Origin of the sequence: Flavobacterium arcticum, assembly GCF_003344925.1 — a bacterium.
In the GTDB taxonomy this organism is placed as follows: Bacteria; Bacteroidota; Bacteroidia; order Flavobacteriales; family Flavobacteriaceae; genus Flavobacterium; species Flavobacterium arcticum.
Genome location: NZ_CP031188.1, coordinates 567,418 through 590,883, shown reverse-complemented (window position 1 = coordinate 590,883; position 23,466 = coordinate 567,418). Strand labels below are relative to the sequence as shown.

The following is a 23,466-nucleotide window of genomic DNA, read 5'->3' as shown; positions in this document are numbered from 1 at the left end:
CCTGAATTCATAATCCCCTGTTTATTAATTTTTAGAAATGGCAAGATATACTGGTCCAAAAACTAAAATTGCCCGTAAATTTGGCGAGGCAATTTTCGGAGACGATAAGTCTTTCGAAAAAAGAAATTACCCACCAGGACAACATGGTAACGCTAAGCGTAGAGGTAAAAAATCTGAATATGCTATCCAGCTTATGGAGAAGCAAAAAGCAAAATACTCTTATGGTATTCTTGAAAAACAATTCAGAAACTTATTTGAAAAAGCATCTGCTACCAAAGGAGTAACAGGTGAAGTGCTTTTACAACTTTGTGAGTCAAGACTTGATAATGTTGTTTACAGAATGGGTATTGCACCTTCAAGAAGAGCTGCAAGACAAATTGTATCTCACAGACATGTAACTGTAAATGGAGAATTGGTAAATATACCTTCTTACCATTTAAAAGCTGGAGACAAAGTAGCAGTACGCGAAAAATCTAAATCTCTTGAAGCTATCGAGCGTTCTTTATCTAATTCTGCACATGTATATGAGTGGATTACTTGGAATAACGATATAAAAGAGGGTACTTTTGTTTCAGTACCTGCCAGGATTCAAATTCCTGAAAACATCAAAGAACAACTAATCGTTGAGTTGTATAACAAATAATAATTGACATTAGTCGTAATATGGCAATATTTAATTTTCAAAAGCCCGATAAAGTTATAATGATCGATTCTACAGATTTCGTGGGGAAATTCGAATTTCGCCCATTGGAGCCTGGATATGGATTGACTGTTGGTAACGCACTTAGAAGAGTTTTGCTTTCTTCATTAGAAGGTTATGCAATTACTTCAGTACGTATTGAAGGAGTAGAACATGAATTCTCCACAATTCCCGGGGTAGTTGAAGATGTTACAGAAATGATCCTGAATTTAAAACAAGTTCGTTTTAAACGTCAAATAGAAGATGTAGATAACGAATCTGTTACTATTTCTTATACTGGAAAAGATCAGCTTACAGCAGGCGATTTCCAGAAGTTTATTTCAGGTTTTCAGGTTTTAAACCCTGATCTTGTTATCTGTAACATGGACAGCGGTATAAACCTAAACATGGAACTTACTATTGAAAAAGGTAGGGGATATGTACCGGCAGAGGAGAATAAAAAGCAAAATGCAGCAATAGGAACTATTTTTACAGATTCTATTTACACACCAGTAAAGAATGTAAAGTATACAATAGAAAACTTTCGTGTAGAGCAAAAAACTGATTATGAAAAATTAGTTTTTGAAATCATTACTGATGGTTCTATTCATCCTAAAGATGCACTTACTGAGGCAGCAAAGACACTTATTCACCACTTTATGCTGTTCTCTGATGAAAGGATAACACTTGAGGCCGATGAAATAGCACAAACAGAATCTTATGACGAAGAGTCGTTACATATGAGACAACTTCTTAAGACTAAGCTTGTAGATATGGATCTTTCTGTAAGAGCATTAAATTGTTTGAAAGCGGCTGAAGTTGATACATTAGGAGACTTAGTATCGTTCAATAAAAATGATTTAATGAAGTTCCGTAACTTTGGTAAAAAGTCACTGACTGAGCTTGATGAGCTTGTTGCAGCTAAGAGTTTACACTTCGGGATGGATTTAACGAAATATAAATTAGATAAAGAATAATCTGAATCGTAAGGATTCACATTACAGATAGCAATGAGACACGGAAAAAAATTTAATCATCTAGGCAGGCAAAGAGGGCATAGGAAATCTATGCTTGCTAATATGGCTTGCTCACTTATAGAGCACAAGCGCATCAACACTACTGTTGCTAAAGCGAAAGCATTGAAGCAATTTGTTGAGCCTTTGATTACAAAATCTAAAGAAGATACTACTCATAACAGACGTATCGTTTTTGGATACCTTAGAAATAAGTATGCTGTTACTGAACTTTTCAGAGAAGTATCTGCAAAAGTAGGCGATCGTCCAGGTGGATATACTCGTATTATTAAGCTTGGTAACCGTCTTGGTGACAACGCGGATATGGCAATGATTGAACTTGTAGATTTTAATGAACTATATAACGCTACTAAAAAAGAAGCTAAGAAAACTACACGTCGTAGTAGAGCTTCTAAAAAAGCGGATGATGCTCCTGAAACAACTGCTCCTGCAGCTGACACAGAAGAAAACAAAGAAGCTACTGAATAATCATGAAACAAGTGATTTTTCTATAATATTAAAAAAGGATAAACTGTATAGTTTATCCTTTTTTTTGAATATACTGTTTTGGTATATCTTTATGGCATGGTATATGCAAATTGTGCCAAACGTTTTTAGTAAAACAATTTTTTAAAGTAAATTTGCACGCAACACAACAACAAACTACACAAATGAAATATTCTAACAGAGATAAGGCCATACTTCTTTTGGCAGACGGCACTATATTTTATGGAAAATCTATAGGTATAGAGGGAACAGTTTTTGGCGAAGTATGTTTTAATACGGGTATGACTGGTTATCAGGAGATTTTTACAGATCCATCATACTTTGGGCAAATTATGGTTGCTTCTAATGCGCATATTGGTAACTATGGTACCAATGATGAAGAGGTTGAGGCAGATAACATAATGATTTCGGGTCTTGTATGTAAAAATTTTAGCTTTAACCATTCTAGAGTAAATTCTTCTAAAGGACTTAAAGAATATTTCGACAATCAAAATCTTGTCGCTATTTCTGATGTTGATACTAGAGCATTAGTAAGCTATATTCGTGATAACGGTGCTATGAATGCTGCTATCTCGACGGATGGTACATCTATAGAAGAGTTGCGTAAACAACTTTCAGAAGTGCCAAATATGAAAGGTCTAGAATTATCGTCTAAAGTATCTACTAAAGAACCTTACTTTGTCGGTAATCCTGATGCTAAATATAAAATATCTGCTCTCGATCTTGGTATTAAGAATAATATACTACGCAATTTAGTTGCTAGAGATTGTTACATAAAAGTATTTCCATATAATGCTAGTTATGAAGATATGAAAGGTTTTAACCCAGATGGTTACTTTTTGTCTAATGGTCCTGGCGATCCCGCTCCGCTTGTAGTGGCTCAAGAAACGGCTAAAAAAATAATAGAAAATAATAAACCTGTTTTTGGTATATGTCTTGGGCATCAAGTATTAGCACTTGCTAATGGTATAGGTACTTATAAAATGTTTAACGGGCACAGAGGGATAAATCACCCAGTGAGAAATATACTAACAGGTGAAGGTGAAATTACATCACAAAATCATGGCTTTGCAGTTGTACGTGAAGATTTAGAAAATAACCCTGATTTTGAAATTACTCATGAGCATGTGAATGATGGTACTGTTGCGGGAATGCGCATGAAGAGTAAAAATTGTTTTTCGGTACAATATCACCCCGAAGCAAGCCCTGGTCCTCATGATGCTACCTATCTTTTTGATACATTCATAGCTAATATTGAGGCAGCTAAATAAAATATATAGAAAGATTGTTTTCTATAACGTTTGCGTTTATAAGTTTTTGTAAATAAGCGAATTTGATGTTTTAAAATATTTAAATTTGTTTATTACGTAATAAAATCAACCCAAAATTAATAAAATCAAAATCATGAGTATCATTATTCAAGTACATGCAAGACAAATATTAGATTCGCGCGGAAACCCTACAATTGAAGTAGATGTTATTACAGAAAATGGAGTGCTTGGAAGAGCTGCTGTGCCTTCTGGAGCTTCTACGGGAGAACATGAAGCTGTAGAGCTTCGTGATGGTGGTAAAGCCTATATGGGCAAAGGCGTATCTAAAGCTATAGAAAATGTGAATACTACTATTGCTAGCGAGATTATTGGTACATCAGTATTCGAGCAAAATGCTATAGATAAAATGATGATTGAACTTGATGGGACTCCTAATAAATCGAAACTTGGCGCTAATGCTATTTTAGGTGTATCGCTTGCTGTAGCAAAAGCTGCTGCTAATGAGCTTGGAATGCCATTATATAGATATGTAGGTGGAGTTTCGGCTAACACGTTGCCTGTACCAATGATGAATATCATCAACGGTGGTTCGCATTCAGATGCTCCTATTGCTTTCCAAGAATTTATGATTATGCCTGTAAAAGCGCAAAACTTTACGCACGCTATGCAAATAGGTACAGAGGTTTTTCATAACCTTAAAAAAGTATTGCATGACCGTAACCTTAGTACTGCAGTAGGCGATGAAGGTGGTTTTGCACCAAACCTTGCAGGTGGCACAGAAGATGCTCTTGATACTATCAAGAAAGCTGTTGAAAATGCAGGATATAAATTTGGTGAAGAAGTAAAAATTGCTCTTGACTGTGCTTCGGCAGAGTTTTATGTAGATGGTAAATATGACTATACTAAATTTGAAGGCGATAAAGGTGTGGTAAGAACATCTAAAGAGCAGGCAGAATATCTTGCAGAGCTTACTACTAAATATCCTATAGTTTCTATTGAGGATGGTATGGATGAGAATGACTGGGATGGTTGGAAATACCTAACAGAACTTGTAGGTGATAAAATACAGCTAGTAGGTGATGATTTATTTGTTACTAACGTAGATCGTTTAAGTAAAGGTATTGCTAATGATACTGCTAACTCTATATTGATTAAGGTAAACCAAATAGGTACACTTACCGAGACTATTGCAGCAGTAAACATGGCGCATAATGCGGGTTATACATCTGTGATGTCTCACCGTTCGGGAGAGACAGAAGATAATACAATTGCTGATCTTGCTGTGGCACTAAACTGCGGGCAAATAAAAACAGGTTCGGCTTCACGTAGCGACCGTATGGCAAAATACAATCAGTTATTAAGAATTGAAGAAGAACTTGGTGATGTAGCTTACTTTCCAGGTGAAAATGCTTTTAAAGTGAAGTAATTACTAGTTTTTTAGTATCAAATATAAACTGCCCGCTATAAGCGGGCAGTTTTATTTTATAAGAAATTATAGCGATAAAGAGTAGGGTATTTGGTTTATGAAATGTTTAATGTTAAAATGCTAACAAATATCTATCTATTATGAAACAGAAATTACTCTTTACTTTATTATTCGTAGCCGTGATGGCAAATGCTCAAATTGTAAACATTCCAGATGTTAATTTTAAGAACAAGTTAGTAAATGCTGCTGTAGCTACTCCTAATGCTTATACTGCACAAGATGCAAATGGCGATTATATGGTTGTTGATATTAACAGCGACGGAGAAATACAAGAAAGCGAAGCACAAGCAGTATATAGACTTCGTTTAAATAATTCTAATATTACAGATTTAACAGGTATTCAGTATTTTACCAATTTAACACACTTGAAAGCAGACAACAATAATAATCTGACACTTTTAGATATTTCTAACATGACAAACTTATTGGATGTAAATGTTCAATACTGTGGGCTTACGTCCTTGGATGTTACGGGATGTTCAAATTTAGAGAAACTTGAATGTGGAGTAAACCAACTAACGAGTTTAGACCTTTCAGGTGCTTCTAGTTTAGAATTTTTAACTTGCTCTAATAATCAATTAACCAGTATAGATTTCTCTCCTGTAAACCTAACGTATTTTTATGCTAGTGATAATCCTTTGATTATTGTAGATCTTTCTGCACAATCTAATTTGCAAGGTTTTAGCTTATATAATTGTACTGATCTTACCACTGTTTATATTAAGAACGGTAGTGTTCAATATTTTAATAGTGAAGAGTTTGGTCAATGTGATAGTCTTGACTTTGTATGTGTTGATGATGCAGAATATGATGCAGCATACGGTAGTATATTAGCAGCAGCAGGATGGGATGATGATATGAATATCGAAGATATAGTTATTACCACTACTTGCCCTATAACAGGAGAAGAAGGTAATGCTATTACTGGTACTGTTCGTTTTGATCTTGATTCTAATGGGTGTGATACTTCGGATATAACACAGAGTTTTGTAAAGGTTACATCTATACATGATAATAATGTGAATACAATATTTACAAATTCTAATGGCTATTACAGTTTTGCTGCAGAAACAGGAGATTATAATGTTGCTCTTGATTTAAATGAAATGCCTTATTTTACTTCTACAGCAGCTCCAGTCATTAATTTTGCAGCTCTAGATGGTACCAGTATAGTACAAGATCTTTGCATTACGCCAGATGGTATACATCCAGACCTTGAAGTTGTAGCAGCTACAAATTGGAGTATGGCTCCTGGTTTTGATACAATGTTTTTTTTAATATATAAAAACAAAGGAAACCAAATGCTTGATGGTACTATTTCGTTTAGCTTTGACGATGCAGTGCTAGAGCATGTGTCTGCTATACCAGCTTATGACAATCTTACATCAGGTTTGTTGTCTTGGGATTTTGCAGATTTAGAGCCTTTTGAAACACGCCAAATTATAGTAACGCTACATTTAAATAGCCCTACAGATACACCACCTGTAAATATAGATGAGGAATTTGATTTTACTGTTTTAGGTACAATATCGCAAACGGATGACACACCAGAAGATAATGAAGTTACTTTTTCTCAAATAACTACAGGTTCTTTTGACCCTAATAATATAGTATGCCTTCAAGGGGCTTCACTTTCTCCAGATGAAATAGGTGAGTACTTGCATTATACAATTAACTTTGAAAATATAGGTACAGGAGCAGCACAGTTTGTAGTAGTTACCGATGAAATAGATGCTACAAAGTATGATGTAAATTCATTACAAGTATTAAATAGTTCTCATGCAGTTAATGCTAGCCTAGAGAATAACACAATTACATTTAGATTTGACGATATTGACTTAGCGCCAGATGCTCAGGGTAATGTTACATTTAAAATTAAATCACTTAATACAATAGCAGTAGGCGAATCTGTAATGAACGACGCTAGTATTGTATTTGATTTTAACGAAGCTATAGAAACAAATGATGCGATTACAACTTTTGAAGCTACAGCCGCAGCACAAAATTTTACAAATGCTACTGTAAGTTTATACCCTAACCCAGCAACAGATGTAGTTACAATAACTGCTAATAGTGCTATTAAAGCTATAGCTGTATATGACATACAAGGTAGGCTTTTAAGTAATGTTGAAATGAATAGTAGTACTACCAGTTTTAGTCTATCGGCTAATCCTTCAGGTGTTTATTTTGCAAAAATAACTACAGCCAACGGTACAACTACTGAGAAGATTATTAAAAAATAAGTTTTAATATATAGTTTATCAAAGCCCTGTCTTAATTAAGGCAGGGCTTTTTTTTATTGTCATTGAGTGCAAATTCTAATTCATACACCTCAAATTCTAATCAACACATTATAAATTGTGTAAAAATGATAAATTTGTTTGGTTATAACTTTTCGTTTATGAAATTATTAAAATTCCTACTGCTCTTTATTTTCATAGTCGTTGCCACGCCTGTTTTTTCGCAACAGAAGGTACTGGATAGTCTATTTGTAGCTATGAAGAATGCAACGACAGATAAGGAGAAGGTAACTTTACTTAATGAGATTGCCTCTGAATATATAGAGAACAATCCTGAAAAAATGATGGAATATGCCCAAAAGGCATTAACATTGGCGCAAAAAAAAGAGCTTAGAGTACAAGAGGCAGACTCTTGGCTTAATATAGGTAATGCTAATATTATGATGAGCCGTTACACCGATGCGCTCATGAGCTTTAGTAATTCGCAAGATATACTCGAAAAACTATTAACCGAAAATGATACTATTAATAATGCCGAAATAAAAAGTGCCTTGGCTCGGGCTTACGGTAGTATTGGTATTGTTTGTTCTGAACAGAATAATTATGCGGGAGCACTCGAGTATTATTTTAAAGCATTAAAGATATATCAGGATACAAAACAAGAAGATATTGTATCGCGTCTTTATAACAACATAGGCATTGTATATAAAACCAGTAAAGAATATGATAAAGCACTAGATTATTTTAGAAAAGCATTAGAAGTACAGCGAAAAATAGGCGATAATACATCGGCTATAACAATAACCAATATAGGTAATATATACTTGGCTCAAGATAAAAATGACAGAGCATTACAATCGTATAACGAAGCATTGTCTATTTTTAAAGAACACGAAAACAAAAGAGGGCTGGGTGAGTTGTATAACAACTTAGGTAATTATTACAGTAAAGTGGGTAATACTATAGATGCTGAAACCAATTATAAAAATGCGCTAGAAATATTTGATAGTGTTGGCGAAAAATATGGAGCTTCGGCATCGTTGGCATTTTTAGGTAATTTATACGCAGAGCAGGGCAGAAGCAGTGAAGCGTTAGATTGTTTAAAACGCTCATCTAGTATGGCAGAGGAAATAGGTGTATTAGAGCAGGTAGAAGATTCAGAGAAGAGTATTAGTCAGCTTTATGAAAAAAAGGGGAATTATAAAGATGCATTACTACATTATAAGAAATATACTATTGCAAAAGATAGTATTAATAATGCCGAGAATATAAAAAATATGGTGCGCGAGGAGATGAATTATGAAATGGAGCGCAAAGCAGCACTACAAAAAACTGAAACCGAAAAACGTGAAGCTATATATAAAGAGCAAGACAAAAGACATAAACAACAAATGCTTTTTATGGGAGTTTTAGTGCTATTGCTATTTGGGCTTGCCTTTGTAGTATATAATAGGCTTCAGCTTAAAAAGACACTTACTTTGCAACGTGATCTTGCAGAGTATGAACAGAAAGCATTGCACCTGCAAATGAATCCTCATTTTGTGTTTAATTGTTTGGGTTCTATTTCTAGTTTTATAGTACAAAATGGTACAGATTCGGCTATAAAATATTTGTCAAAATTTAGTAAACTAATGCGCCTTACACTTGAGTATTCTAAAGAGTCATTAATACCCATTGATAAAGAGATAGAGGGGTTGCAAAATTACTTAGAGTTAGAGCAACTTCGTTTTAATCAAATGTTTGATTTTTCTATTACTAAAGATCCAAATATAGAAGACGATATGGCAATGCCACCATTATTATTGCAACCTTTTGTAGAAAATGCCATCTTACATGGTATAGTGCCTAAAAAAGAAAAAGGACGCATTACTGTAGATTTTGCTTTAGCAAATGATAAATTAGTATGCACTATAATTGATGATGGTATTGGTTTTTCGAAATCAAAAGAACTGAAAGAAAACTCGGTAACAGTACATAAATCAATGGCATTAGAGATTACTAAAAAACGTCTTGAAGTTATACAGGCATTTACCTCTAGAACCTCGCAAGTAGATATAAAAGAACTACTTAATGAAAATGGAGAGCCTTCGGGGACTAAAATTATTTTAAATTTACCTATACAATACGCATCTAACTGACTATGATAACAGCACTTTTAATAGACGATGATAGTAACCTGAGAAACGGCATGAAAGGGCTGCTAAGTATGTATGCACCAGATATACATATATTAGGAGAAGCCGATAGCGTAAAAGCAGGTATAACTGCTATTGAATACCATCAGCCAGATGTTATATTTTTAGATATACAGCTTGGCGACGGGACTGGTTTTGATATACTAGAGCAGCTTACGCAAAAACGTGGTAGCATTAATGCTCATGTAGTTTTTATAACCGCTCATGAGCAGTATGCTGTAAAGGCATTTCGCTTTAGCGCACTCGATTATCTTTTAAAACCTGTTGATCCAGAAGATTTAAATGCTGTAGTTGAGAAGATAAAAAAGGTATTGAATGATAATGAGAGTTTTGCCCATATTGACCTTTTATTAGAAAACATCAGGAAAAAAGTAGATAAGTTTAAGCGTATTGCACTTTCTACCTCCGAAGGGATACACCTTTTTGAGGTGAGCGATATTATTCGTTTAGAATCACATGATAATTATACGAAGTTTTATATAAAAGACAACAAGCCAGTGCTTATATCTAAGACACTTAAAGAGTATGAGGATTTGCTCTCTGAACAGGGCTTTGAGCGTATTCATCAATCACATCTTATTAATTTAGCTTATTTAAAATCATATATCAAAAAAGACGGAGGATATGCTGTGATGGCAGACAATAGTCACCTGCCTATATCACAGCGTAAAAAAGAACGTTTACAAGAGCTACTACGAACATTATAGGTTAATTAGAGAGGCTAGTGAAAAAATAAATCACCTATATTTGATAGGTATTGCATACAAAATGAAATAGTTATGAAAAGAAAATCACTAATTATAATATTACTTATAGCTTCGGGTATTGCTCAAGCACAGATTATAGATATACCAGATCCGAATTTTAAAAATGCACTTTTAACTTCGGGTGTGGTTAAAGATGGCGATAACAATAATATAATTTTAGATAGTAACAACGATAATGAAATTCAGGAAAGTGAAGCCTTGCAAGCTGCATGGTTAGATATTTCTAACCTTAATATAACATCGTTAGACGGTATTGAATATTTTGTAAATCTTGAATTTATAAATTGTACTGCTTGCCCCATAACTGAACTAGATTTAAGTGCAGCACCTAACCTTACTAGTTTTATAGTAAACGACTGTACCGCTCTAACTTATATTAATATAAAAAATAGTACAATATTATCTTCTCCAGAACTTGTAGAAGTGAATAATGCTACAGCATTAGGTTTTGTTTGTGTAGATGAAGGAGAAGCAGCTGTTTTAGTACCTTATTTCCCAATGTTATATATAAGTACTTACTGCTCTTTTACGCCAGGTGGAGATTATAATACTATTACAGGTACTTTAACTTTTGATTTAGATGATAATGGTTGCGACACAACAGACCCAGTAAACTCTTTTGTGAAATTAAATATTACTAATGGTACAGAAAGTGAAACTGTTTTTACTAATACTTTGGGGAATTATAATTTTTATACAGAAGCAGGCGAATTTACGATAACCCCCATGTTTGAAAACAACTACTTTTTAGCTTCTCCTGGGTATGCATTGGTTAACTTTCCTATTGTAGATAACTCTGTAGCAACAGAAAATTTTTGTATTTCAGCTAGTAGTATATATAATGATATTGAAGTAGTAATGGTTCCTATAGGACAAGCACAGCCTGGGATTAATGCAAATTATAAAATAGTTTATAAAAATAAAGGTAATACAGTACTTTCGGGTGGTGTGAGTTGCGGTTGGGATGATGAGCTACTAGGGTATGTTAATATATCTCCAATGGCAGATATAATAGGAACAGGAACTTACACTTGGTATTTTAGTAACTTACAGCCCTTTGAAAGTAGAGAGATACTAATGACGCTGAATGTAAATAGCACTACCGACACTCCTTCGGTAAATATTGGTGATGTATTACCTTTTACTGCTGATGTTACAATTACAGGAGTTGATGAAATACCTTCGGATAATAACTTTTTGTTTGATCAGGTTGTAGTGGGAGCTTACCCATCAAATAGTATTATTTGTATAGAAGGAGATACAGAATCTACTGAAAATATTGGCGAATATTTACATTATGTTGTGAATTTTGAAAATACAGGTAACACCGAAGCTAATGCTGTTGTGATAAGACATGAGCTAGATGAAACAAAATTTGATATTGCCAGTTTGCAATTACTAAATAGTTCACACGAAGTAATGGCAAGGGTTGAGGGGAGTAGTATAGAGTTTATTTTTGAAAACGCTAACCTCTCGGTAGCCGATCATGGTAATATACTATTTAAAATAAAAAGCAGGTCTAACCTTATGGCTAATGATATGGTTACTAACAGTGCTAATATTTATTTTGATTATAATACTCCAGTGCAAACTAATAATGCTAACACTGTTTTTGCTACATTAAGCACTGGTGATTTCGAATTGGATAATTCAGTCTCATTATATCCTAACCCATCAAAAGATATAATCACTATAACAGCCAATACCGCTATCATGTCAGTGCAACTATATGATGTGCAAGGTAGATTGGTACAAGTAAATACAGGTAATGAGGCTAAAGAACAATTAGATATATCAGCACAACCATCGGGCTTGTATTTTGTGAAAATTACTACCGAGGATGGAGTTAAAGTAACGAAGTTGGTAAAAGAGTAATTTTATCAAGTGTTCTTTAAAAGTGTAAAAATTTTAAATAAAAAACAAAAGTCAAAGCATTACCGCATTGACTTTTGTTTTTTATCAGATATTTAACTATTTAAACAAGCGGTTTTCTTCATTAATAAAATCTAATTTATTAAATTCGCAGGAATATTATTTTAAAACCATTATAACACATCACTAATACCATGTCAAATATAGCAACATTGGAGATTGATGGCAAAAAATATGAGTTCCCTGTAGTTGTGGGAACCGAAAATGAGGTTGCCATTGATATTGATAAATTACGCGGACAAACAGGCGCGATAACATTAGACCCTGGTTATAAAAACTCGGGTTCATGTAAAAGTGAAATTACTTTTCTAGATGGCGAAAAAGGAATCCTTAGATATAGAGGATATTCTATTGAAGATTTAGCTGGAAAGTCAAATTTTATTGAAGTATCTTACTTGTTGATTTTTGGCGAGTTACCAACTGCTGCTGAACTTGATAAATTTGAAAACACTATAAGAAAATATACTCTTGTAAATGAAGAAATGAAAAACATCATAGATGGTTTTCCAAAAACAGCTCACCCTATGGGAGTGCTTGCTTCATTAACAAGTGCGCTTACTGCATTTAACCCTAAGTCGGCTGATGTAAATAACGAAAAAGAAATGTATGAGGCTGTGTGTAAAACAATGGCTAAATTTTTAGTTATTGCTACATGGACATATAGAAAAGCTAAAGGATACCCGCTTAATTATTACGATAATACTAAAGGGTATGTTGAGAACTTTATGCAATTAATGTTTGGTTTACCAACGGCACCATATACGCCAGATCCTGTAGTTGTTAATGCTTTAGATAAGTTGTTTATACTTCATGCAGATCATGAGCAAAACTGCTCTACATCTACAGTACGTATAGTAGGTTCATCTCATGCAGGTTTGTTTGCTTCTATCTCGGCAGGTGTATCAGCGCTTTGGGGACCACTACATGGTGGGGCTAACCAAGCTGTGTTAGAAATGCTAGAAGAAATTCAGGCAAATGGTGGTGATGCAGATAAGTATCTTGAAAAAGCAAAAGATAAAAACGATCCATTCCGTTTAATGGGCTTTGGACACAGAGTTTATAAAAACTTTGATCCAAGAGCTAAGATTATAAAGAAAGCAGCCGATGATGTGTTAGCTTCGCTTGGTGTAGATGATCCTATACTTGATATTGCTAAAAAACTAGAGGCCTCTGCTCTTGAAGACGAATATTTCAAATCAAGAAACCTTTACCCTAATGTAGATTTTTACTCAGGGATTATTTACAGAGCAATGGGTATCCCAACAGAAATGTTTACAGTGCTTTTTGCTATTGGTCGCCTTCCAGGTTGGATTGCACAATGGAAAGAAATGCGAGTTAACAAAGAGCCTATCGGAAGACCAAGACAGGTATATGTTGGAGAACAACTTAGAGATTTTAAAGCTGTTAACGAAAGATAGATGTATTAAAATACACAAAGTTTATATTAATCCCGATTGTTCATACAATCGGGATTTTTTTATATAATATTGATTGTTTAATGTATAAAAACAGTGTCGTTTGGCATAGTTTTATTATTGTATTTTTAAAATATAAACTAATAGGGAATGAATTGTATATTATTTAAAGGCATTTTCTATATTTGTTTAAAAGCTAAAAACGTATGTTACAATTAAATGTAAAAAATGAAACGTCTCGTTTAATGACAGTTATATTAGGTACGGCCAAGAGCAATGGACCTACGCCCGAAGAGCATGAAGCCTATGATCCTAAATCGTTAGAGCATATTAAAGCAGGAACATACCCTGTAGAGGCAGATATGGTAAAGGAAATGGAAGCGCTAAATGCTGTATTTAAAAAATATAATGTAGAGGTATATCGTCCTGAGGTTATAGAGAATTATAATCAAATATTTAGTAGGGATATAGGGTTTGTAATCGACGATATTTTTATAAAAGCCAATATATTACCAGATAGAGAAAGAGAGCTAGATGCGATACAATATATTATAGATAAAATAAACCCTTCTAAAGTGGTGCGCCCACCCGAAGAAGCACATATTGAAGGCGGTGATGTTATGCTATGGGATGATTATATTTTTATTGGTACTTATAAGGGTAGCGATTATAAAGACTATATAACTGCACGTACTAACATGGCAGGTGTAAACTTTATTAAAGAACTTTTTCCTCATAAAATAGTAAAGGAGTTTGATCTTGTAAAATCGCGAATTGAAGCAAGAGATAATGCTTTGCATTTAGACTGTTGTTTTCAGCCAGTAGGGAAAGATAAAGGGGTTATATATAAAAGTGGTTTTAGGGAAGAGGCAGATTATATGTATCTTGTAAACTTATTTGGGAAAGAAAATCTTTTCCATATAGAACGAGAAGAAATGTATAATATGAATTCAAATTTCTTTTCTATAGCTACTGATGTAGTTGTGATAGAAAAAAACTTCACAAGGCTAGAAAAATGGCTTATAGAACGTGGTTTTACTGTAGAGACAGTGCCCTATGCCGAGATTGCCAAACAAGAAGGTTTACTTCGCTGTTCTACACTACCATTAATAAGGGAATAATTATATAATACTACCAATTTAGAATAATGAAACAAATTACAAATACTATATTAATGATACGCCCTGTTGCGTTCAGAATGAATGAACAAACGGCGGTAAATAATTATTACCAAAAGGTTTTAGATAATCTTTTACCTGATACGGTAAACGTTAAGGCACAGCATGAATTTGATGCTTTTGTAGAAAAGCTTAAAGCAGTAGGTGTAAACGTTATTGTTGTTGATGATACACTCGACCCTGATACTCCAGACTCGGTATTCCCTAATAACTGGGTTTCTTTTCATGAAAATAATGACGTAGCCCTATATCCAATGTTTGCCGAGAATCGCAGACACGAACGTAGAGAAGATATACTTGACCTAATAGAAGAAAAAGGTTTTGTTATTGATAATATTGTAGATTATACATCGGCAGAAGAAGATGGATTCTTTTTAGAGGGTACTGGCAGTATAGTGCTTGATAGAGAAAACCAAAAAGCCTATTGTGCGTTGTCACCACGTGCTGATGAAGAATTATTTATAGAGTTTTGCGAAGATTTTGAATATAGCCCAATTATATTTGAAGCTTTCCAAACGGTAAACAAAGAACGTAAGCCTATATATCATACTAATGTTATGATGTGTGTAGGTACTACATTTGCTGTTATTTGTGCCGATTGTATTGATGATAAAAAGGAGCGCAAAATGGTGCTTTCTAGTTTTAAAGATGATAATAAGGAGGTTATATTGCTTACAGAAGAACAACTTAATCATTTTGCAGGTAATATGTTACAAGTAATAGGCACAAATGAAAACAGCTACTTAGTAATGAGTAACTCGGCGCACGAAAGCCTTACGCAAGATCAAATTACCAAAATAGAGAAGCATACAGAAATACTATCTGTAGGCCTAGATATTATAGAAGCTTGTGGTGGTGGTAGTGCTCGCTGTATGATGGCAGAAGTGTTTTTACCTAAGAAATAACGAAATATGCTTTCTAAAAAGACAAAATATGGACTAAAGGCTCTTATCTACATTGCTAAGCAAGGTGGAGAAGGGCCTGTTCTTATTTCAGATATTTCGGAGAAAGAAAGAATTCCTAAAAAGTTTCTTGAAACCATATTGCTCGACCTTAAAAAGTTTGGCATCTTAGGCTCTAAGAAAGGAAAGGGCGGAGGGTATTACCTTATGAAAGACCCTGAAACTATAACGATGGCTGTTCTAATACGAGTTCTTGACGGACCAATAGCAATGCTACCTTGTGTGAGCCTAAATTATTATGAACCTTGCGAAGATTGCCCTGATGAAAAAGTATGTATTTTAAATCATTTTATGGCAGAGGTTCGTGATAATACACTTAACCTGTTACAAAAGAAAACATTACATGACCTAATAACAAAGTAAAAAAATTTACGTTATTAGTCTATTAAATCCATAGACTAATAGTATATTTGAAAAATACTTATATAGTGGTTATATATACTAGTTTCATGATGATTAAAATAGCAGTTTATATATAAATTTTAAAGATTTTGTATAAAAGTCTTTTTAGTATAATACCCTATAAATTGAAATAAAATGGATAGACATAAATTAAACTATTTAAATAAAGCAATAGAAGAAATGCCTACGGATGATGCTATATCGTTTGTGTTAGATGCTATAAAAGGTAAAAAAGTATTCTCTACATCTTTTGGTATAGAAGATCAATTATTAACACATTATATAGCATCGCATGATGATGTTACTACCTTTACTCTCGATACAGGAAGGCAATTTAATGAAACTTATAAGGTTTTTCAAGATACACTTGATAAGTACCCATCTTTACTAATAGATACTTATTCTCCTGATGAAAATGATATTAAGAACTATGTTAAGAATTGTGGTATAAATGGTTTTTATGATAGTATAGAAAAACGTAAAGAGTGTTGCAGAATACGAAAAGTAAAACCATTAAAACGCGCGTTAACAGGTGCGAAACTATGGATAACAGGATTGCGAGCGGAACAATCTATGAATCGTGAAACAATGCAATTTCTAGAGTGGGACGAAACGAATCAACTTATAAAGTTTAATCCGTTATTGCATTATACTCTAAAACAAGTAGAGCATGAGGTGGGGGTATTTAATATCCCCGTAAATCCTCTTTATTATAAAGGTTACTTAAGTATTGGTTGTGCACCATGTACTCGAGCACTTTTAAAGGGTGAAGATTTTCGTGCTGGTCGCTGGTGGTGGGAAAATGGTAAGAAAGAATGTGGGTTACATATTCATTCTGATAATAATCACTAATTCTAATCACTTTATGTGATTTTATTTAAAATCAGTTTTTTTAAAATATCTAAAGTTTACAAACGTAATCCATATTGTTGTATTATGTTAGGGTAAACAGATTAGTTTGCGTTTGTATAATTAGTTTTGTTACTGCTCCCTATTGGGAGCAGTTTTTTTTTGTGCTATTTAAAATCTATTGCTTGAAGTATGTTTACAATAGAGCTACTTATGTATTGTATACCTATTGCAATAACAATAAAACCAATGATTCTTGATATTGCAACAATTCCCGATGCACCTAAAATACGCGAAAGGTAGTGAGCGCTACGCATAGTAAGAAAAATTACCAAAGCTACTGTTGCTATGGCGATACAGGTTATTACCTGCTCCTGTATTTCCTTATATTCTTGGTGTAGTGCTATAAGTAATGATATAGAACCAGGTCCTGCTAGCATAGGTATAGCTAGCGGGCTAAGAGCGATGTCGTTTCTACTTTGAGCATCACTTTCTACCTGTTTGTTGATGCCGCGTGTTTTACTGAATTTACCTGTAAGGAGCGAGAAGCCAGAGTTAACAATTATAAAACCACCTGCTATGCGAAGTGCGTCGATACTAATCCCGAAAAAAGCGAGTACATATTGTCCTACAAAAAAAGAAATAAGCAGTATTATAAAAACATTTATAGCAGCCCATAATGAAATGCGAGAACGTTCGGCTTTAGAGTCGTGCAGCGTAAGTCCTACAAAAATAGGTACAGCTCCAAGAGGGTTTATAACTGAAAAAAGCGCAGCAAAAATGTATATGAATAGCTCCATCTTATGTGTTTAATGCTGCAAAGATATTTATTTAGACTTAATATATAGCGTAAGTAAGCGGCTAATTAGGTTCTTTTAATTAGTAATAATTAAAAAGAAAGGTTCTTTTCTTGTGTTAAGAGTAAAATTCAACTAATAAATATCTGATATAAATAGATATAATGTTAAAAATTTGATTAAATTTGTTAGAAGCTGGTGTAAAAATAGGTTTGATGCAATAAAATCAATGTGTAGAAATGAATATAATAATTAAATAATTCTTAATATAATATCTTATGAAGAAATTTGTTTTCCTTTTACCCCTGCTATTACTGTTGTCTTGTAATAAAACAACACTTTTTACTCAAACCCTTGATGATTTTAATAATAACCGTTGGCAAAAAAATGAAATGAAAGTGTTTCACTTTGATGTTAAAAAAGATGTTAAAAAAGCCGATATCAAGCTAACCTTTTCACATACTTTTGACCCACAATATGAAAGGGTACCGCTTGAAGTTATAATAGAAAATCCTGATGGAACTAAAGATAATATGTTTCTTAATCTACAACTTAAAGATGCTTCAGGGGACGTAGTGTCTGATTGTGCTGGAGATATTTGTGATTTAGAAATGGGATTGAAAGAAGGGTTAACAATGCCTGCGGGTAAATATTCTATTACGGTAGAAAATAAATTTGAAGGAGAATATTTGCCTAATGTAATAGCACTTGGCATAACTGTCGAGAATAATGATTAAGTAGTTTTTAGTTTATATATAGGCAGCCTTCGGGCTGCTTTTTTTGTTAAGCTATTTGCTTAAATTATTTATATTAGCATTATGAAGTTTATTTTGTTTCTACTTTGTTCTCTACTATATGTTTCGATAGGGTATTCGCAAACTTTATCAGGATATGTGTATGATGAGAAAGAAAATTTGCCGCTTCAGGGGGCTTTTGTTTATTTAGATGGTACTACACTCTCAGCAAGTACCGATTCTTTAGGGTATTTTAAAATTATTGCAAAGCAAAAATTTAGTACTGATCTTGTAGTAAGTTATATTGGATTTAGTAATTTTAAGGTAAGTAATCCATACCAATATATTAATCCTATAAAAATACTACTACGTGAAGAGGTTACTAAGCTCGATGCGGTAGTAATTAGTAGAGAAGCAAGTCCTTTTTCGCGCGAAGAGATGCTTAAAGTATTTCGCGAAAATTTTTTAGGAACTTCCAAGGCGGCTAGATCCTGCCGAATAACAAATGAAGATGCAGTTGTTTTTCATTTCGATAAGAACTCCAATATTCTGTACGCCAAGTCGATTGAGCCTTTACAGATACGGAATAACTATTTAGAGTATAATGTACAATTTGATTTAACTGATTTTGGAATAAGATATAAAGCCATGACACTCGAAAGGTGTTATCAACGCGCGGTGTATTTTTCAGGAACTACTTCTTATAAAGATATATCAAAAGGTAATGCTGCCTATAAACAAAGAATAGAGGCATATCTTGGGTCTATACCTCATTTAATGCGAACATTGGTTTCAAATAGTTGGGTAAACCAAAAATTTAAACTTTATGTAAATGGTATGGAGGCTGATCCTCAAAAATATTTTAAAATTACCGATACACTGGGGGTTAAAAAAGTAACAGTAATACAAGGGAGTAATAAGGCTAAACCATTAAATATTAATACATCAGGAGAGACTGTTGAAGATTTAAAAAAGAAACAAGAAGCCTATCTTAAAAAACAAGGTGTTATAAACTTTACTGTGCGATATAATGGTAACGAAGAATCTTACTTTACCTGTCCTACGGGGATATTTTATGTAGATACTAATGGGCAGTATTTCCCGATATCAAATTTACGTTTTGAAGGTTATATGTCACAATTTAAAGTAGCAGATATGCTCCCTGCTGATTATAGATAGTATTTCTTAAAGTGTTATTATTGCCTTAAAATAAAAAAGTGTATCAATAGGTTTTAGTAAATTTGAGATGTAAAATAAAAAACTATGAATACAATTAAAAAAACATTAGTAATAGGAGCTTCTACAAATCCTGATCGCTATTCAAACAGAGCGGTAAAATTGCTAAAACAGCACCATCATCCTGTTCTTGCTATAGGTAATCAAGAGGGGGATATTGAAGGAGTTGTTATAGAAAAGGAACAATTGCCGTTTAAAGATATAGATACGGTAACACTTTATGTAAACCCTGTTCGTCAAAAAGAATATTACGATTATATTATAAGTTTAAATCCTAAACGCGTAGTGTTTAATCCAGGTACAGAGAACCCTGAATTTTATTCGTTATTAGAACAACACAATATATTTGTAGATATTGGCTGTACGCTGGTTATGCTCACTACAAATCAGTATTAATAATTGGTTGTTGCTTTTTACTAATAAAGAGTAATAGTATAAAGGTAATGAGTCCGTTTACAATGATAAGTTCATTGTCAAAAACATAATTACCAAACAGTATTGTCGAGTTCATACTAAGTAATAGTGTTAGTAATGGTGATGTGATGCATATAATAGGTACAAACTTGTCGTGTACTGTTTTGTTTTTAATTAATAAACCAAATGAATATAACCCAAGTAAAGGCCCATAAGTATAAGATGCTATCCTGAATATCATACTTACTACAGATGCGTCGTTTAGAGTGTTGAATATTATTATAACCAAAAACATAAGTAGCGAAAAAGATATATGTACCCAGTGGCGTGTGCGTACTACATTCGGTTTTGTTATATTTTTTGCTTTATCCATGCCTAAAAAATCGACACAAAAAGAAGTGGTAAGTGCTGTTAAAGCAGAGTCGGTAGTAGCAAAGGTAGCAGCGGTTAATCCTAATAAAAATATTACAGAAGGAATAATTGCTAAATGATTAAAGGCTATTTCAGGAAATAACAAATCGGTTCTTGGGTTGCCGAAGCTATCAGTGGGTACTGCAATACCATATTTATCAGCATAGATATAAAGCAGTGCGCCTACTCCTAAAAAAAACAGATTTATAACTACAAATATTCCTGTAAAGGAGAACATGTTTTTTTGTGCTTCACTAATATTTTTGCAACTAAGATTCTTTTGCATAAGGTCTTGATCAAGACCTACCATAGCAATAGTTACAAAAATACCACCCAGTATTTGTTTGACAAAGTGATAACGGCTACCTATAAAATTATCAAAGAAAAATATTTTAGAGTAATTACTTTCTTTAACTGTTTCAAAAGCTTCTACAAAATTAAGGTCGAGCGTATCGCAAATAAAATAGATAGTAAATAGTACTGAAGATACAAGAAAGAATGTTTGCAATGTATCGGTAATAATAATAGTTTTCAACCCTCCTTTGTAGGTGTAAGCAAAAATAAGTAATAGTGATATAAGTACTGTTGCCCAAAACGGGATTTTAAAAGCATCAAATACATAGCGTTGCAGTACTATAACGACAAGGTATAGTCTAAAAGCCGACCCTATGGTACGACTTATCAGGAATATCATAGCTGCCGTTTTGTAGCTGTAAAAACCAAGTCGCTCTTCGATATAGCTATATATCGAAGTAAGGTTAAGTTTGTAGTATAGTGGTAAGAGTACTTTAGCTATAATTATAAAACCTATAGCATTACCCAATACAAACTGAAAGTATTTAAACTGCTCACCATTGGGAGAGCCCACCTCGCCAGGTACCGATATAAAAGTAACACCAGATAACGCTGTGCCTATCATACCAAAAGCTACTAAATACCACTTGGAGTTTTTGTTGGCTTTAAAAAAAGCATCATTCCCTCCGTCTTTACCACTAACTAGTCTTGATATTACAATGAGTAATCCAAAATAAGCAATAATAATAGCGAGTATAGTTTCTGGTTTCATAGTATTTAGATTAAACACAAAGCAACTAAAAATTTTCGCAAAAAACTATAGTTGTGTTATTTTGAATGCATATAATCGGGTTAGTGTCTTCACTTTATTATCTTTGTGGAACTATGGAAATGTCTTCTAAATTACTGGAAAAAGCGGTAGCCGAAATATCGCAATTACCTGGCATAGGCAAGCGCACCGCATTACGGCTTGCTTTGCACTTGTTAAAACAACCCCCCGAACAATCGCAACACTTAGCAGAAGCCCTGAAAAAAATGAGGGAAGAAATTAAGTTTTGTAATCAATGCCACAATATATCAGATAATGATGTTTGTGAATTGTGTGCTAACCCGTTGCGCGATAAAACTATTATTTGCGTAGTTGAAGATGTGAGAGATGTAATGGCAATAGAGAATACAGGGCTTTTTAAAGGGCAATATCATGTGTTGGGTGGTAAAATATCGCCTATAGATGGTGTTGGTCCAAGTCAGCTCACAATCAGTTCTTTAGTGGCAAAGGTAAAAGCGGGAGATGTTAAAGAACTTATCTTTGCACTTAGCTCTACTATGGAGGGTGATACTACCAATTTTTATATCTATAAACAAATAAAAGATTGCAATGTTGTAACCTCTGCTATAGCAAGAGGCATTGCTGTGGGCGATGAGCTTGAATTTGCTGATGAGGTAACTTTAGGTAGGAGTATTATACAAAGAGTTCCTTTTGAAAACTCTTTTAAGAATAATTGATATATTTTATATAAATGAATATATTTTCTTGTTAAATAGATGTCATTTAAATGTTATCTGTAATCGTTAAAAAAATGATATAGTATTTATATAAATAATATTATGTTAAAATATAAGTACATATATTTGTAGCTTGAATTTTTGATAAATGTAAAATTTAACATTAATAATGGGTAATATGGTTGATAAGAAAATCCTTATAACTGGAGGAGCAGGATTCATAGGTTCTAACTTATGTGACTATTTTATAAGTAAGAAATATAAAGTAGTTTGTTTAGATAATTTTGCTACTGGATACAGGAAAAATATAGAAAAACATTTATCCAATCCTGATTTTACACTTATTGAAGGCGATATACGCAATTTAGCAGATTGTCAAAAAGCTGTTGTAGGAGCCGATTATGTACTTCACCAAGCAGCATTAGGTTCTGTGCCACGTTCTATAAAAGATCCTGCTACAAGTAATGATGTTAATGTAGGTGGTTTTATGAATATGCTTTTGGCCGCTAGAGATGCAGGCGTAAAGCGATTTGTATATGCAGCAAGTTCTTCTACTTATGGTGATTCTGAATCTTTACCGAAAGTTGAAGATGTGATAGGAAAACCACTTTCTCCTTATGCTGTTACTAAATATGTTAATGAACTTTATGCTGATGTTTTTAGTAAAACATATGGTATAGAAACTATCGGACTTAGATACTTTAATGTTTTTGGAAGAAGACAAGACCCTAATGGGGCTTATGCGGCTGTGATACCTAAGTTTGTAATGCAGTTCATGGATCATGAAAGTCCTGTGATAAACGGAGATGGGAATTACTCTAGGGATTTTACTTATATTGATAACGTTATTCATATGAATGAGTTAGCAATGACTACAAATAATCCTGAAGCTATAAATACGGTATATAATACCGCTTATGGAGACAGGACTACTTTAAATGATCTTATTGGATATTTAAAAGAGTTTTTGTCAAAATATGATTCTGAAATTGGTAATGTAAATGTAATACATGGACCTAATCGTGCAGGAGATATACCTCACTCGCTTGCCAGTATAGATAAAGCTAAGCAACTGCTTGGTTATAATCCTCAATACTCTATTAAGCAAGGTCTTGAACAGGCTGTTGAATGGTATTGGGCAAATCTAAAATAATTTATAAGTAATCGTTTAATTGTAG

At 33.5% G+C, this 23,466-nt stretch carries 21 protein-coding genes; 19 read left to right on the top strand and 2 right to left on the bottom strand.

Annotation, left to right across the window (positions count from 1 at the left end):
• Positions 1 to 37: 37 nt before the first annotated feature.
• The 14 genes from rpsD (at position 38) to DVK85_RS02610 (ending at position 16,899) form a co-directional block, all read left to right on the top strand.
• The gene (gene rpsD / locus DVK85_RS02675; protein WP_114676951.1) at positions 38 to 643 is read left to right on the top strand and encodes a 30S ribosomal protein S4; all 606 of its coding nucleotides are present in this window, start codon (positions 38 to 40) and stop codon (positions 641 to 643) included.
• A 20-nt stretch (positions 644 to 663) separates the two neighbouring features.
• The gene (locus DVK85_RS02670; RefSeq protein ID WP_114676950.1) at positions 664 to 1,656 is read left to right on the top strand and encodes a DNA-directed RNA polymerase subunit alpha; all 993 of its coding nucleotides are present in this window, start codon (positions 664 to 666) and stop codon (positions 1,654 to 1,656) included.
• A gap of 33 nt (positions 1,657 to 1,689) precedes the next feature.
• Positions 1,690 to 2,181, top strand: a complete 492-nt coding sequence (rplQ, locus tag DVK85_RS02665) for a 50S ribosomal protein L17 (RefSeq protein ID WP_114676949.1) — start codon at positions 1,690 to 1,692, stop codon at positions 2,179 to 2,181.
• A gap of 182 nt (positions 2,182 to 2,363) precedes the next feature.
• The gene (gene carA / locus DVK85_RS02660; protein WP_114676948.1) at positions 2,364 to 3,470 is read left to right on the top strand and encodes a glutamine-hydrolyzing carbamoyl-phosphate synthase small subunit; all 1,107 of its coding nucleotides are present in this window, start codon (positions 2,364 to 2,366) and stop codon (positions 3,468 to 3,470) included.
• Between the two features lie 133 nt (positions 3,471 to 3,603).
• Complete coding sequence (eno, locus tag DVK85_RS02655; RefSeq protein WP_114676947.1) at positions 3,604 to 4,896, top strand: phosphopyruvate hydratase; 1,293 nt, start codon at positions 3,604 to 3,606, stop codon at positions 4,894 to 4,896.
• A gap of 140 nt (positions 4,897 to 5,036) precedes the next feature.
• On the top strand, positions 5,037 to 7,199 hold the full coding sequence (locus DVK85_RS02650; protein WP_114676946.1) for a DUF7619 domain-containing protein: 2,163 nt from the start codon (positions 5,037 to 5,039) through the stop codon (positions 7,197 to 7,199).
• A 158-nt stretch (positions 7,200 to 7,357) separates the two neighbouring features.
• Complete coding sequence (locus tag DVK85_RS02645; RefSeq protein ID WP_162845280.1) at positions 7,358 to 9,334, top strand: tetratricopeptide repeat-containing sensor histidine kinase; 1,977 nt, start codon at positions 7,358 to 7,360, stop codon at positions 9,332 to 9,334.
• A gap of 2 nt (positions 9,335 to 9,336) precedes the next feature.
• Positions 9,337 to 10,098: a LytR/AlgR family response regulator transcription factor gene (locus DVK85_RS02640; protein WP_114676944.1), complete on the top strand. Its 762-nt coding sequence runs from the start codon at positions 9,337 to 9,339 to the stop codon at positions 10,096 to 10,098.
• A 72-nt stretch (positions 10,099 to 10,170) separates the two neighbouring features.
• Positions 10,171 to 12,033: a DUF7619 domain-containing protein gene (locus DVK85_RS02635; protein WP_114676943.1), complete on the top strand. Its 1,863-nt coding sequence runs from the start codon at positions 10,171 to 10,173 to the stop codon at positions 12,031 to 12,033.
• Between the two features lie 191 nt (positions 12,034 to 12,224).
• A complete protein-coding gene (locus DVK85_RS02630; protein WP_114676942.1) occupies positions 12,225 to 13,508 on the top strand; it encodes a citrate synthase in 1,284 nt (427 codons plus the stop codon).
• A 203-nt stretch (positions 13,509 to 13,711) separates the two neighbouring features.
• Positions 13,712 to 14,626 carry a dimethylarginine dimethylaminohydrolase family protein gene (locus DVK85_RS02625; RefSeq protein ID WP_114676941.1) on the top strand — a complete coding sequence of 305 codons (915 nt, stop codon included), beginning with the start codon at positions 13,712 to 13,714 and terminating at the stop codon, positions 14,624 to 14,626.
• Positions 14,627 to 14,652: 26 nt separating this feature from the next.
• Positions 14,653 to 15,588 carry a citrulline utilization hydrolase CtlX gene (gene ctlX, locus DVK85_RS02620; RefSeq protein WP_114676940.1) on the top strand — a complete coding sequence of 312 codons (936 nt, stop codon included), beginning with the start codon at positions 14,653 to 14,655 and terminating at the stop codon, positions 15,586 to 15,588.
• A 6-nt stretch (positions 15,589 to 15,594) separates the two neighbouring features.
• The gene (locus tag DVK85_RS02615; RefSeq protein ID WP_114676939.1) at positions 15,595 to 16,008 is read left to right on the top strand and encodes an RrF2 family transcriptional regulator; all 414 of its coding nucleotides are present in this window, start codon (positions 15,595 to 15,597) and stop codon (positions 16,006 to 16,008) included.
• A 174-nt stretch (positions 16,009 to 16,182) separates the two neighbouring features.
• On the top strand, positions 16,183 to 16,899 hold the full coding sequence (locus DVK85_RS02610; protein WP_114676938.1) for a phosphoadenylyl-sulfate reductase: 717 nt from the start codon (positions 16,183 to 16,185) through the stop codon (positions 16,897 to 16,899).
• A gap of 164 nt (positions 16,900 to 17,063) precedes the next feature.
• Here DVK85_RS02610 and DVK85_RS02605 read toward each other — a convergent pair whose 3' ends face one another.
• A complete protein-coding gene (locus DVK85_RS02605) occupies positions 17,064 to 17,696 on the bottom strand; it encodes a MarC family NAAT transporter (RefSeq protein ID WP_114676937.1) in 633 nt (210 codons plus the stop codon).
• Between the two features lie 275 nt (positions 17,697 to 17,971).
• Here DVK85_RS02605 and DVK85_RS02600 point away from each other — a divergent pair, with 275 nt between their 5' ends.
• The 3 genes from DVK85_RS02600 to DVK85_RS02590 all read left to right on the top strand — a co-directional run bounded on the left by DVK85_RS02600 (position 17,972) and on the right by DVK85_RS02590 (position 20,059).
• On the top strand, positions 17,972 to 18,430 hold the full coding sequence (locus DVK85_RS02600; RefSeq protein ID WP_114676936.1) for a gliding motility lipoprotein GldH family protein: 459 nt from the start codon (positions 17,972 to 17,974) through the stop codon (positions 18,428 to 18,430).
• 81 nt (positions 18,431 to 18,511) lie between these two features.
• Positions 18,512 to 19,606 carry a carboxypeptidase-like regulatory domain-containing protein gene (locus DVK85_RS02595; RefSeq protein WP_114676935.1) on the top strand — a complete coding sequence of 365 codons (1,095 nt, stop codon included), beginning with the start codon at positions 18,512 to 18,514 and terminating at the stop codon, positions 19,604 to 19,606.
• A gap of 84 nt (positions 19,607 to 19,690) precedes the next feature.
• The gene (locus DVK85_RS02590; protein WP_114676934.1) at positions 19,691 to 20,059 is read left to right on the top strand and encodes a CoA-binding protein; all 369 of its coding nucleotides are present in this window, start codon (positions 19,691 to 19,693) and stop codon (positions 20,057 to 20,059) included.
• Here DVK85_RS02590 and DVK85_RS02585 read toward each other — a convergent pair.
• On the bottom strand, positions 20,043 to 21,554 hold the full coding sequence (locus DVK85_RS02585; protein WP_114676933.1) for a sodium:solute symporter: 1,512 nt from the start codon (positions 21,552 to 21,554) through the stop codon (positions 20,043 to 20,045). The genes DVK85_RS02590 and DVK85_RS02585 overlap by 17 nt on opposite strands.
• 113 nt (positions 21,555 to 21,667) lie before the next feature.
• Here DVK85_RS02585 and recR point away from each other — a divergent pair, with 113 nt between their 5' ends.
• A complete protein-coding gene (gene recR, locus DVK85_RS02580; RefSeq protein WP_114676932.1) occupies positions 21,668 to 22,288 on the top strand; it encodes a recombination mediator RecR in 621 nt (206 codons plus the stop codon).
• A gap of 178 nt (positions 22,289 to 22,466) precedes the next feature.
• Positions 22,467 to 23,441, top strand: coding sequence for an SDR family oxidoreductase (locus tag DVK85_RS02575; protein WP_114678963.1), 975 nt, complete (start codon positions 22,467 to 22,469; stop codon positions 23,439 to 23,441).
• Positions 23,442 to 23,466: the final 25 nt, after the last annotated feature.